Genomic DNA, 12,750 nt, shown 5'->3' on the forward strand with positions numbered 1-12,750 from the left:
AGGGCCCTTCTATGATCGGCTGCGTGAGCACCACCGAACCAGCCCCGTCCTCCGGCCCGGGGCCCGCACAGCCCCCCATCAACCACCCGCGTTCCCAGGAGTCCGGTGCGGTCACGCTCGACGTGGACCGCAGCGACCTCGAGTACCGTGCGTGGCTCAAGGACGCCGTCCGCAAGGTCCAGGCCGACAGCAACCGCAGCGCCGACACCCATCTGCTGTCGTTCCCGCTGCCCGTGAGCTGGGGCATCGACCTGTACCTCAAGGACGAGTCCACGCACCCCACCGGAAGCCTCAAGCACCGGCTCGCCCGGTCCCTGTTCCTCTACGGGCTGTGCAACGGGTGGATCCGCCCCGGGCGGCCCGTCTTCGAGGCCTCGTCCGGTTCGACCGCGGTGAGCGAGGCGTACTTCGCAAAGCTGATCGGGGTCCCGTTCATCGCGGTGATGCCTCGCACGACCAGCCGCGAGAAGACCAGGCTCATCGAGTTCCACGGCGGACGGTGCCACCTCGTGGACGACCCCCGCTCGGTGTACGAGGTCTCGGCAGCACTCGCGGCGGATTCGGGCGGCCACTACATGGACCAGTTCACCTACGCCGAGCGGGCAACCGACTGGCGCGGCAACAACAACATCGCCGAATCCGTCTACGAGCAGATGAAGCTCGAACGCTTCCCGGAACCGGCCTGGATCGTGGCGACCGCCGGCACCGGCGGCACCTCGGCGACCATCGCCCGCTACGTGCGCTACATGCAGTACGACACCCGCGTGTGCGTACCCGATCCGGAGAACTCCTGCTTCTTCGACGGCTGGCTCCGCGGTGACGACGAGGCGTCCATCGAGGGCAGTTCGCGTATCGAGGGCATCGGCCGTCCCCGCATGGAGCCCAGCTTCCTGCCCTCCGCCATCGATCGCATGATGAAGGTTCCCGACGCCGCCGCCGTCGCGGCGGTCCGCGCGCTGGAGCGTGCCACGGGCCTGCGCGCGGGCGGCTCCACGGGGACCGGGCTGTGGAGCGCGCTCAAGATCGTCTCGGAGATGGCAGGCCAGGAACGCACGGGCAGTGTGGTCACGATGATCTGCGACCCGGGGGACCGGTACCTCGACAAGTACTACTCCGACGACTGGCTCACCGCGCAGGGCCTCGACATCGAGCCGCCCGCCCGGACCATCGAGACCTTCCTGGCCACGGGCGACTGGACCGGCTGACGGGGGAGCTGGAGGACCGGGGTCCGGCGGCGCTCAGAGGTCCGTGTCGGCCTTCAGCGCCGGAGCGCGGTCCAGGACGATGCCGAAGTGCTCGCGGTAGGCGGCGAGCACCGCGTCCTCGGGAAGTTCCTCCTCGTGCCGGCTCCCGCCTTCGGTGACCGTCAGGGTGCGGCCGCTCAAGGTGATCCGGCCCTTCTCCGTGAGCAGGGAGCACACGAGAGACCTCGTGAAGTGGGACTTCGGGGACGTGCGGTTCCACCAGCAGCCCAGCTCGAAGTCGGCAAGCGTGCGCGGGCGTTGTTCGAGCCGGTACTCCGCGACGCCGTCCCGGTGAACGTCCAGATCACCCTGTGGGGTCTCAGAGATGCGGAAGACACCACCGGGATCTTCCTGTTCGCCGCTCAGGTCCAGACGCAGCGGATATTCGCTGTGCCGCCCGAAACCGACGTCCACGAGCCACGGTTGAGGCGTCTCCACGCGCAGCGCCAGGTGGTCGAAGAGCGGACCGGGCCCGTCCTCGCCGAAGACACGCGCCGCCAGCAGGGTCACCGGGTAGCCCAGGGCGGTCAGCAGCGCGGCGAAGGCGCCGTTGAGTTCGTAGCAGAAGCCGCCGCGGCGGTCCACGGCCACCTTGCCGGTCAGCGCCTCCACTTCCAGCGCGATGTCCTCGCCCAGGTGCACGCTCAGGTTCTCGAACGGGACGGTGAGAAGGTGCCTGCGGTGCAGATCCCGCAGTGCCTCCGCGTCGGCCTGCGCCGGGCGCTGTGAACCGATGCGGGCGAGGTAGTCGTCGGCACGTGCGGAGCTGATGCGCAGGTCGTCCATGGCTCTGTTATGCCAGTGCGGTCGGCCGATTGCATCAGGCCAGGGACGTACGTCCCGCGGCGGACGGGCCGAGGGTGCCGCGGGCGGAGCTCCTTCCGGCCCGGGAGGAGCCCCCGTCAGCCGTCGGAAACCGCCTGTTCGCTCGCCGGGCCGAATCCGCTCCCGCCGGCGACGACCAGCTCCCGGATGTGCTCGCGGATACGCTCCCGGGTCTCGTGCGGCAGGCCGCCGTCGGTGACGAGGGTGTCGACCTCCTCCAGCGACGCGAACGAACTCAGCCCGACCGTCCCCCACTTGGTGTGGTCGGCGACCACGACCACCCGCCGCGCGGAGCCGACGAGGTGCCTGTTCGTCTCGGCCTCAGCCAGGTTCGGGGTCGACAGTCCGGCCTCGGGGGATATGCCGTGCACACCGAGGAAGAGCACGTCGAAATGGAGCGTGCGGATCGCCGTGTCGGCGACCGGGCCGACCAGCGAGTCGGAGGGCGTACGCACACCGCCGGTGAGGACGACCGTCGCCGCACCCGTGCCCGCCCGTGCCCCGCCGGACGTGCGGTGCTGCGCGGCATGGAAGACGTCAGCGACACGCACCGAGTTGGTGACGACCGTCAGGTCCGGCACCTCGGTGAGCTGCTGCGCCAGCGCGTACGTCGTCGTGCCGCCGGAGAGCGCGATCGCGCTGCCGGGCTTCGCCAGCACCGCCGCGGCACAGGCGATGTTCTCCTTCGCCGACTGCTCCAACGACGACTTCGCCTCGAAGCCCGGCTCGTGCGTGCTCGCGTCGGCGAGGGGCACCGCGCCGCCGTGGACCTTCTCCAGGGTGCCGCGGCGGGCCAGCACGTCCAGATCGCGGCGGATCGTCATGTCGGAGACCATCAGCCTCCGCGTCAGCTCGTTCACCCGGACGCCGCCGCGTTCGCGCAACTCCTCCAGGATGAGCGCACGCCGCTGCTCCGCGAGCAGGTTCTGGTTGTCGCCCATCGTGTTCACCGTGCCGTCGTCCCTTCGCGCGCCGCCGCGTCCCCCCGCGCGGACATCCTCCCATCTGCTCCGGGAGGAAGCCCACGTCACGATTTCGCGTGGCTTGTGTGTGGACGGCCTGTGCCGCCCGGCCACGGGAAGGATCCTGGAGGGAGATCAGGAGCAGGCAACACCGCCGGGGGAGCTGAGACTTGCAGACGGCCGAGTACGGCGACGGGTACGAGGAGTCCGGTGCGGCTTTCGCACCAACCACACCGGGAGAGTCGGGAGTTGAGCCTCCGCCAGGTCTGAATCTGGAGCTGCTCGTGCACGGGGTGGGCGGCACGACGCCCCAGGAGATGCTCGGCGATCCGCGCATCGAAAGGATCACCGGCGACACCACCGCGGCCGTCTACCGGCGCGCCGACGACGTCGACGCCGAGGCCCGGCCGCAGGACTATGCGGACAAGCCGGTTCCGGAGGCGTATTCCTGGTCGAACCTGACCTCGGGCAACGGTGCCCGTGCCCTGTGGCTCATCCTGCTGCCGTTCATGGTCGCCAACCTCGCGCACTGGATGCGCCCCGCCGACTACGGTCCCCGCCTCGCGCTGGCGCGCGTGCACGGCGTACTGGTGCGTCTGGTCGCCCTCAGCCTCACCGTGCTGCTGGTCGCGGCCGCCTGCGAGGTCGCCCTGGACCTCGTCGCCTGGCAGTGCGCGGGCTCCATCGGGTGCGCCGACGAGCGTTCCTGGCTGGGATTCATGGCGCAGGGACCGTCCGGCGGAGGCGGCTGGTGGAGCCAGCCGGGCCGCCGGCTCGCACTGGCCGCCGTGGTGCCCGCTGCAGTGACGCTGCTGCTGTGGTGGCTCTCGCACCGCACATGGGCCGCGTACGAATCGCAGCCCCCGCTGCGCCGCCCCGTCGACGAGTACGACGTGGAGGCCCGGCACCGGCCCGCACTGTGCCTGCCGGGCTTCTGGTACGGCAAGCGGCTCGTGGCACGGTTGCGAGCGGCGCACACCGCCGCCGGGTTCCTCACCGTCGCTGCCGCCGTGGCCGCCGCGACCACCCGATACGACCGTAAGCCCGGCGGCAGCACCGCACTCGACTCGGTGGGCTGGCTGACCGAGGTCCTCGTCGTCGCGTGTGCGGTGTGGGTGCTGTACGTGGTCTGCCGCCGCGGCCGCAAGGAGAGCGAACCCGACGACGCCGTCGACAAGATCACGGTGCGGGCGCTGCCCGGCATCAGCGCCGGGGTGCTGCTGCTGGCGGCCGTGCACGCCGCGTGGTCCCGGCCGGAGTGGGTCTCGCACGGCGGGGAACTGCCGGGCGACGAGACCTTCGGCGTGCTCGCCGTCGCGCAGGGCGTCCTGGTGGCGGCGATGGGCGTGCTCGGCATCGTGCTCCACCGCCGTCGTCCCGCGGAGCGCACCGCACTGAAGGGTCTGGGCTCCGCCTCGGTCGCGATGCTCGCGTGCGCGCTCGGAGGTGTGATGTCCGGCGGAGTCACGCAGCGGGTCGGGGACTGGCTGGACGGCTCCGGCACCCCCGGCATGGGCAACGGACTGATCGAGGGGCCGCCGGTGCTGCTGACGTGGCAGTCCTCGGCCATCCCCGTGATGCTCGGCGTGGTGCTCCTGCTCGGGCTGTGGTTCCTCCACCAAGTCTCCCGCCGCAGCCGGGAGATGACCGACGACGTGGAACGCGGCTACCCCGAATCCCTGCCCGACGCCTCCCGTTCACGCCGTATCGCCTCCGTCATCGCCCGCGCGGCACTCACCGACGCCACTCCATGGCTGGTGGGCACCACCGCGGCCATAACGCTGCTGCTCGGCGCCGCCGGCGTGCTCGGCACCTGGCTCAGCGGCGAGGTACCGGGACGGGCCGCCGACGGACTGCCCGCCGTCGTCGACGGGTTCGCCGACACCGTCCAGGTGCTGGGCTCGTGGCTGATCGGCCTCGTCTTCGTCCTCTTCATCACCTGGGCCCGCCGTGCGTACCGGGACCCCTCCGCGCGGCGCACCATCGGCATCCTGTGGGACGTCGGCACGTTCTGGCCGCGGGCCGCGCACCCCTTCGCGCCGCCCTGCTACGCGGAACGCGCCGTGCCCGACCTGGCCTGGCGGATGGCCACTTGGACGGAGCAGACCGGCGGGCGGCTGGTGATCTCCGGGCACTCGCAGGGCAGCGTGCTGGCCGCGGCAGCGGTCTGGCACCTCGACCGCGTCACCCGGCGGCAGGTCGCCCTTCTCACCTACGGCTCGCCGCTGGAAAGGCTCTACGGACGCTGGTTCCCGGCCTACTTCGGTCCGCGTCAGCTCCACGACCTGCACCAGCAGGTCGACCGATGGCGGAACCTGTGGCGCCTGACCGACCCCATCGGCGGCCCCGTCCGCATCGACGGCGGCGCCGCCGTCGACCGCGGTCCACTGCTCGACCCCCTCGAATACGGCCGCACCCTCCAGCACCCCCTGCCCGCCCCGATCCTGGGCCACGGCGAATACCAGGCGGACCCCGTCTTCGACGAGGAGAGGGATCTCCTGCTGCTGAGCATGCGACGGCACGAACCGGCGCATGGCGCACTCGGACGGGATTCGGGTGCTGGCCCCGCGTTCGGCGCTGAGCCCCTACCCGGTCAGCGTGACCGGGACCGGTCCGGCAGTCCGCCCGCGGGTGAAGGATTTCAGCTTGCCGCGGCCCGCGCGAAGACCGGTGACGGCCGACCCCGGCCACCGTTCAGGAGCACGTGGCTGCTCATGTATGCGGCGTTTGCCTTCACGGTCGCCGGCTTGTGCACGGTCGTCGCCGTCGACAACCTGCGACTTGCTGTGCTCGACGTGCCGGACCTGGCTCAGGTGGTGGCCTCTTCGGGCGGCGCAGTACTGGCCATCTGCACGGGAGTCGCCGCGGTGATCCGAGCGGTGTCGGAACTGAAGCGGGCGAACACCGAACGCCGCCTTATGGACCAGAACCCGGCGGCGGCAGGGGAGACGGGTCCGGAGGACAACGCCGGCGCCGCCGCGAATCTCCCGCGTCAGGGCGCGGGGGAGGACGACGCGGACGACACGGGCGCTCAGACGGATTCGGGGAGGTCGTCCTCGTAGAGGAGAGTGAGGTCCTCGGTACTCGGGTCGGACAGCTGCGCCACCCGGCCCGCGTGCCGCTCGACCATCGACTCGAACGTCTGCCGCGCCGTGCGCCCGTTGCCGAAGGAGGGCCCCTTGGGCAGCGCCGTGAAGTGCTTCAGCAGAGCCTCGGTCGCCGCCTCGCCCAGGTGGTACTCGTGCTCCTCGGCCTGCTGCTCCACGATCCGCAGCAGCTCTTCCGGCGTGTAGTCCCCGAAGGTGATGGTGCGTGAGAAGCGGGATGCCACACCGGGGTTGACGGCCAGGAAGCGCTTCATCTCGGCGGTGTATCCCGCGGCGATGACCACCACTTCCTCGCGGTGGTCCTCCATCAGCTTCACCAGGGTGTCGATGGCTTCGCGGCCGAAGTCGCGTCCGCCGTCCTCCGGTGAGAGCGCGTACGCCTCGTCGATGAAGAGCACACCGCCCCGCGCACGGTCGAACGCCTCCTGGGTGCGGATCGCCGTCGAGCCGATGTGCTCGCCGACGAGGTCGACGCGCGAGACCTCCACCAGATGACCGCGGTCGAGGACACCGAGGGCGTGGAGTATCTCCCCGTACAGCCGGGCGACGGTCGTCTTGCCGGTGCCGGGGGAGCCGGTGAAGACCAGATGCCGCCGCACCGACGCGGCCTTGAGCCCGGCCTCCTGACGCCGGCGCCCCACCTCGATCATGTCGGTGAGCGCCCGCACCTCGCGCTTGACGCTCTCCAGGCCCACCAGCGTGTCCAGTTCGCCGAGAACCTCCTGGGCCGGGCGCGCCGGCACGTCGGAAGAAGGCTCTGCTTCCCCACCCGCCGCGGAGTCCTTCTGCGCCTTGGCGGTCTGCTGCGGAACCGCGGCCTTCGCCGGCAACAGGGACGGTGGGATCACGTTTGCGTCCGGCGCGCCGGGCGCGGCCGGAGCCTGTGCCGAGGTGGCGGACGCTGATGTGCCGCCCTCCCCAGGGGCCACCACGGCGGCGGTGTCGTCGCTCCGGCAGTCCTCGACGACGGGCCCCTTCTCCGCGAACTCGAAGCCGCCGCGGGCACACCGCTCGGTTCGGCACCGCCGGAGCGTCGCACGGCAGCCGTCGATGACATGGAAGCCGTAGCCCTGCGATCCGCTCACCCGGCAGCCGTGGAAGGTGCCGCGGCCCTCGGCCGAGACGTAGAAACCCGCCTCGGACGGCGCCGTGACGGTGCACCGGTCGATGTCCGGGTCGGCCCCCTTGGTGACGATGAAGCCCGTCGCGACCCCGTCCACCGTGCAGTTGGCGAGCGTGCCCCCGCTTCCGTGATCGCGGAACCACGCACCGGTCGCGGCCTCCCGGATGCGGCAGTCGTCGAGCTGCACCGTCGCGCCGTCGCTCACCGAGACGGCGGTTCCCCGGACCTGGCTCAGGTCGCTGTCGATGACGTCGGCACGTGAGCCGCGGTCGAGGACGAACAAGGCGTCCGGCACGGTGTGCACGCGGCAGGAGTCCAGTACGACGCTGGCACCGTCACTGATCCACACGGCCGGATAGTCGCCCGTACTCTCATGTATCTCGCAGCTGTTGGCGTCCGCGCGGGTACCCGGGTCCCACACCGACAGGCCGTTGCGGCCGAAGCGGCGCACGGTGGAGCGGGTAAGGGTGAGCACCGAACGGGAGCGCAGGTCAAGGGCGTTCTCGGGGATGTCGTGGATGTCGCAGTCGGCGAGCGTGAGGACCGCGTCGGTGTCCAGGGTCACGCCGTCGGCCGAGGTGCGGTGGACGCGGCAGTCGGTGAGATGCCCCGTGGCGCGGGAGACGACCTGCACGCCGCTGCCCTTGATCTCGTACACCTCGCAGCCAACGGCCTCGGCGGCGCTGCCCTCGCCGTGCAGGGACAGCCCGGCGCCCGTCGCGTGGTGCACGCTGCAGCGCTCCAGCCGCGGGTGGGCGCCGTCGCGCACCGACACCCCGGACTGGCCCGCCGAGACGACCTCGCACTCCTCGTACACGCCGCCCGCGCCGCCGGTGACGGTGATGCCCGTCCCCGCCGGGTTGTCGACGGTGCAGCGGCGCACCGTGGGGCGGGCGCCGCCACGCACCTCGATCCCGGACGCCGAACGCGTCATCACCCGCAGGCCGTTCAGCTCCGCGGCACCGTCCTCGACCAGCAGTGCGGGGGAGGCCGCGTCCTGCGCCTCGATCTGCAGGTGCTGCACGACGGCAGAGGACCGTACGGTCAGGGCGACGCCCTCGGTGGGGGCGATACGCACCGAGCCGGAGGCGGCACGCTCGGGGCCGCGCAGGGTGACGGTGCGGTCCAGCACCAGGTTCTCCCGGTAGGTTCCCGGGGCGACAGTGATCACGTCTCCGTCGGTGGCGGCCTCCAGGGCGGCCGCGAGAGAGCCGTACTCTCCCGTGCGGCGCCGCCACCGCGACGTACCGGCGTGCGTCACCTGCACCGAGCCCTGTGCCATGGACAGTTGTGCCCCAACCTCGAAGTTCCTGTGGCGCGTTGATATGCGCACCGGAGAGGCACCACCGTAGCGTGCGCGGGGACCGGCGCATTCACGTGTCCGCACTTCGGGCGCACGATGAGCACCGTCTGTCCGCTGCTCGCGGCTTCGGACGGCACGGATCCACCACGCCGGTACTCGGAACGCGGGACCAGAGGGACCCGGGTTACGGGTGGGACTCGGCAGGGACGAGCACGGCCTGCGGCCGGGGGCGCCCGGCCCGGCCGTGGCTCAGTTGTTGGAGCCGGTGCGTCCCCAGTCGGGACCGATGCGGGACCATTCCGCGTCCCACATGTCGTACCGGCGGCGCAGCAACTGCCGCATGGTCAGCCGGCGTCCGGCCTCCATGGCTCCCACGGCTCCGGCACCGGCTGCGAGTCCGGCGAGAGCGGCGTACGAGGACGCGGTCTGCGAACTCATGGGACGGGTCGTGGCCGTGCCCGCGGCGTCCGTCCAGATGCGGAAACGCTCACCGGGCTGGACGCGCTGCTCCGTGGTGACCGTGCTCTTGTGTGTCTCACCGTCGGGCCCGGCCCAGTGGGCGACCACATGACGGCGGTCCGGCTGATGCGACGAGGACTCGGGATCGGAGTCCAACGGCGCACGGTCCTGGACCGATTCGGCCATCGCCCATACCTGGTGACGGCCCTGCCGCTGCTCCTCGGCGTTCTTCAGCAGTGCTCCGTGTGCCGCGGAAGCACCGAGCCATCCGATGATCGGAGCGACGACGACGGCAAGGATCATGGCACCTAGTGCCAGCCAAGCCTCGCGGCGGTCGCTGCGACGGCACAACGGGTTGTCGCGCCAGCGCCACAGGCCGACGATCGCGCGCATGATTTCTCACCCCCTTCTCCACGTGCGTGAGTACCTCAAGCAGACAGGTACATGCGTGGGAGTAGGCCAAAGAGACTCAAATCACCGGAACATGGTCATGGTTCCGGCCCCGTAGCCACCCCATCGTGGAACACCGAGCCTACCTGCAACGCCCGGGATCCGTGGGGCCGGGAGGTGTGATGTGGGGCTGCACCGGGTGTCATCTTCGTCTCATCCGGGCCTCAGCGGGGCTCTCGGTGGCTGGTTTTCTCCCTTGAGTCGAGCCCGATACCCACGCACTTGGTCCGTCATTCCATGGAATGCCATCTCTTTTGAGCGATTGCCCGTTATGAGTGCGTCGGATTAGCTTCGTCTGCGCAACGAGGAATTGCCGGTGCGGACACGGAGATTGGCGGTATCCATATGGCGACTGCGGTGGAGACGAATTCCGGTGGCGAGGATGCTGCGCAACGGGCGCAGTCGAGTCTTGCGACAGCGGCCGCACGCAATCTCACCACGACCACCAAAACGCCCCCGCAGATGCAGGGAATCAGCTCCCGGTGGCTCTTGAAGGTCCTCCCCTGGGTGCAGGTCCCCGGCGGTGCCTTCCGTGTCAACAGGCGCCTGACGCACACCTTGGGCGACGGCCGCGTGGAGTTCGCCTCGACCGGCTCCGACGTACGTGTCGTCCCGCTGGAGCTGACCGAACTCCCGCTGCTGCACGGCTACGAGGACCGTGCGGTGCTCGAAGCGCTCGCGAACCGCTGCGAGCAGCGCGACTTCGGGCCGGGCGAGACGATCATCGAAGCCGGACGCCCCGCCGACCAACTGGTGCTCGTCGCACACGGCAAGCTGCGCAAGACGACGGAGGGCAAGTACGGCGGCGAGAGCGTCCTCGGCGTGCTGGCCGACGGTGACCACATCGGATCCGAACGCCTCACCGGCGAGCCGGGGAAGTGGGACATCACCCTCACCTCGCTGACCAGCGGCACCGTGCTGACCCTCGCCCGGGAGTCGTTCGAGGAGATCGCCGGCCGGTCGGAGAGCCTGCGCGCGCAGACCACTGCCGCGGCCACCGCCGTGCCCGGACAGCGCACGCCCGACGGCGAATCCGCGGTGGAGCTGGCTTCGGGGCATGTGGGGGAGGAGGCGTTGCCGGAGACGTTCGTGGATTACGAACTCTCGCCGCGTGAGTACGAGTTGAGTGTGGCGCAGACGGTGCTGCGGGTGCATTCGAGGGTCGCGGATCTGTACAACCACCCGATGAACCAGGTCGAGGAGCAGTTGCGGCTGACGATCGAGGCCCTGCGGGAGCGGCAGGAGCACGAGATGGTCAACAACCGCGACTTCGGGCTGCTGCACAACGCCGGCCTCGGGCAGCGCATCCACACCCGCACGGGCCCGCCCACCCCCGACGACCTCGACGAACTCCTCGCCACGGTGTGGAAGGAGCCAAGCGTGATCCTCGCGAACCCCAAGGCGATCGCCGCCTTCGGCCGCGAGTGCAGCAGCCGCGGCATCCAGCCCGACAGCACGGACGTGGAGGGGCACCGTCTGCCCGCGTGGCGCGGCGTGCCCGTGCTTCCGTGCAACAAGATCCCGGTCAGCCCTGAGGGCACCACCAGCGTGATGGTGATGCGTACCGGCCAGGAGAACCAGGGCGTCGTCGGCCTTCATCAGACGGGAATCCCCGACGAATATCAGCCGGGAGTCTCGGTCCGTTTCATGGGAATCGACGAAAAGGCGCTCATCTCCTATTTGGTGAGTGCCTACTATTCGGCGGCAGTACTGGTGCCGGATGCCCTGGGAATCCTCGAGGACGTCGAAATCGGCCACTGATCTGCCGGCGCGGGCACAGCAAACCGCGCGCACCCAGCGGGATTTCCGGCCCGATTCCCGGAACCAGTTCACGCTCAGGCCCCAGCACGGAAGGTCTCCCGGTAGATGACCACCCAGCCCGACACGACGCCCGACTCCGCACCCGGGCACAGCCTCACCACCGCCGCCGCCCGCAACCTGACCACCACCACCAAGACTCCCCCGCAGATGCAGGGGATCTCCTCCCGCTGGCTGCTGAAAGTCCTTCCGTGGGTGGAGACCACGGGCGGCACCTTCCGGGTCAACAGGCGCCTGACGCACACCTTGGGCGACGGCCGCGTGGAGTTCGTCGTCACCGGCGCCGACATCGGCGTGATTCCCGCCGAGCTCCGCGAGATCCCGCTGCTGCGCGGACTGACCGACGACGCCGCTCTGGGGGCACTCGCCGAACGGTTCGAGCAGCGGGAGTACGCCGCCGGGGAGACGGTGGTCTCACCCGGCGACCCGGTCCGCCTTCTCCTCATCGCGCACGGCAAGGTGAAGCGCACCGGCGTCGGAAAGTACGGCGAGGAGGTGTCCCTGGGCGTGCTCGCAGGCGGCGATCACAGCGGCGACCAGGCCCTCACACCGGAGCCGGGGGAATGGGAACAGACGCTCACGGCGCTGACGAAGTGCACCGTACTGGCGCTTCCCGTGGAGGAGTTCCGCGAAGTGGCGGACCGCTCGCGCGCGCTGCGCACGTACCTCGACGAGTACCTCTCCCGGGCCATCCCACGGCAGAACAAGCGTGGGGAGGCCGAGATCCAGCTGGCATCGGGGCATGTGGGGGAGCCTGCGCTGCCTGGGACCTTCGTGGACTACGAGGTCTCGCCGCGTGAGTACGAGTTGAGTGTGGCGCAGACGGTGCTGCGGGTGCATTCGAGGGTCGCGGATCTGTACAACCACCCGATGAACCAGGTCGAGGAGCAGTTGCGGCTGACGATCGAGGCCCTGCGGGAGCGGCAGGAGCACGAGATGGTCAACAACCGCGACTTCGGGCTGCTGCACAACGCCGCCCTGGCCCAGCGCATCCACACCCGCACGGGCCCGCCCACCCCCGACGACCTCGACGAACTCATCTCACGCCGCCGCAAGACCCAGTTCCTGCTCGCACATCCCAAGGCGATCGCCGCGATCGGCCGCGAGTGCAGCAGCCGCGGCATCTACCCCCAGCAGACCGAACTGGACGGGGCCGCCGTGCGGGCCTGGCGCGGCATTCCGCTGTTGCCCTGCAACAAGATCCCGGTCAGCCGGGAGGGAACGACCAGCGTGCTGGCGATGCGTACCGGCCAGGAGAATCAGGGTGTCGTCGGCCTGCACCAGACGGGAATCCCCGACGAGTTCGAGCCCGGCCTGAACGTGCGCTTCATGGGCATCGACGACAAGGCCCTGATCTCGTACCTGGTGAGCACCTACTTCTCGGCCGCGGTGCTCGTCCCCGACGCACTCGGAGTGCTGGAGGACGTCGAGATCTGACGAGCACCGACGAGGGGGACAC

The 12,750-nt window shown here is 70.3% G+C and carries 7 protein-coding genes and 1 pseudogene; 4 read left to right on the top strand and 4 right to left on the bottom strand.

Annotated elements, in window-relative coordinates:
* Window positions 1-11 precede the first annotated feature (11 nt).
* A complete protein-coding gene (locus tag I004_RS0114245; protein WP_028436053.1) occupies window positions 12-1,205 on the top strand; it encodes a PLP-dependent cysteine synthase family protein in 1,194 nt (397 codons plus the stop codon).
* A gap of 33 nt (window positions 1,206-1,238) precedes the next feature.
* Here the strand turns inward: I004_RS0114245 and I004_RS33925 are convergent, their stop codons facing one another.
* Entirely contained in the window at window positions 1,239-2,030 is a 792-nt protein-coding gene (locus I004_RS33925; protein WP_037976128.1) for an arylamine N-acetyltransferase family protein, read from the bottom strand.
* A gap of 116 nt (window positions 2,031-2,146) precedes the next feature.
* Window positions 2,147-3,010 (bottom strand): DeoR/GlpR family DNA-binding transcription regulator, encoded by an 864-nt coding sequence (locus tag I004_RS0114255; RefSeq protein ID WP_028436054.1) that lies wholly within the window; start codon window positions 3,008-3,010, stop codon window positions 2,147-2,149.
* 287 nt (window positions 3,011-3,297) lie between these two features.
* Here I004_RS0114255 and I004_RS33930 point away from each other — a divergent pair.
* A pseudogene (locus tag I004_RS33930) lies at window positions 3,298-5,589 on the top strand (hypothetical protein); the annotation flags it as partial.
* A gap of 473 nt (window positions 5,590-6,062) precedes the next feature.
* Here the strand turns inward: I004_RS33930 and I004_RS0114265 are convergent.
* Entirely contained in the window at window positions 6,063-8,543 is a 2,481-nt protein-coding gene (locus I004_RS0114265) for a right-handed parallel beta-helix repeat-containing protein (RefSeq protein ID WP_028436055.1), read from the bottom strand.
* Window positions 8,544-8,813: 270 nt separating this feature from the next.
* Window positions 8,814-9,416 (bottom strand): Rv1733c family protein, encoded by a 603-nt coding sequence (locus I004_RS0114270; RefSeq protein WP_028436056.1) that lies wholly within the window; start codon window positions 9,414-9,416, stop codon window positions 8,814-8,816.
* 402 nt (window positions 9,417-9,818) lie between these two features.
* On the opposite strand from I004_RS0114270, the gene I004_RS0114275 reads away from it, so the two are divergent.
* A complete protein-coding gene (locus I004_RS0114275; RefSeq protein WP_028436057.1) occupies window positions 9,819-11,234 on the top strand; it encodes a family 2B encapsulin nanocompartment shell protein in 1,416 nt (471 codons plus the stop codon).
* 105 nt (window positions 11,235-11,339) lie between these two features.
* On the top strand, window positions 11,340-12,728 hold the full coding sequence (locus I004_RS0114280) for a family 2B encapsulin nanocompartment shell protein (RefSeq protein ID WP_028436058.1): 1,389 nt from the start codon (window positions 11,340-11,342) through the stop codon (window positions 12,726-12,728).
* The last annotated feature ends 22 nt before the right edge of the window (window positions 12,729-12,750 follow it).

This window comes from Streptomyces sp. TAA486, assembly GCF_000426165.1.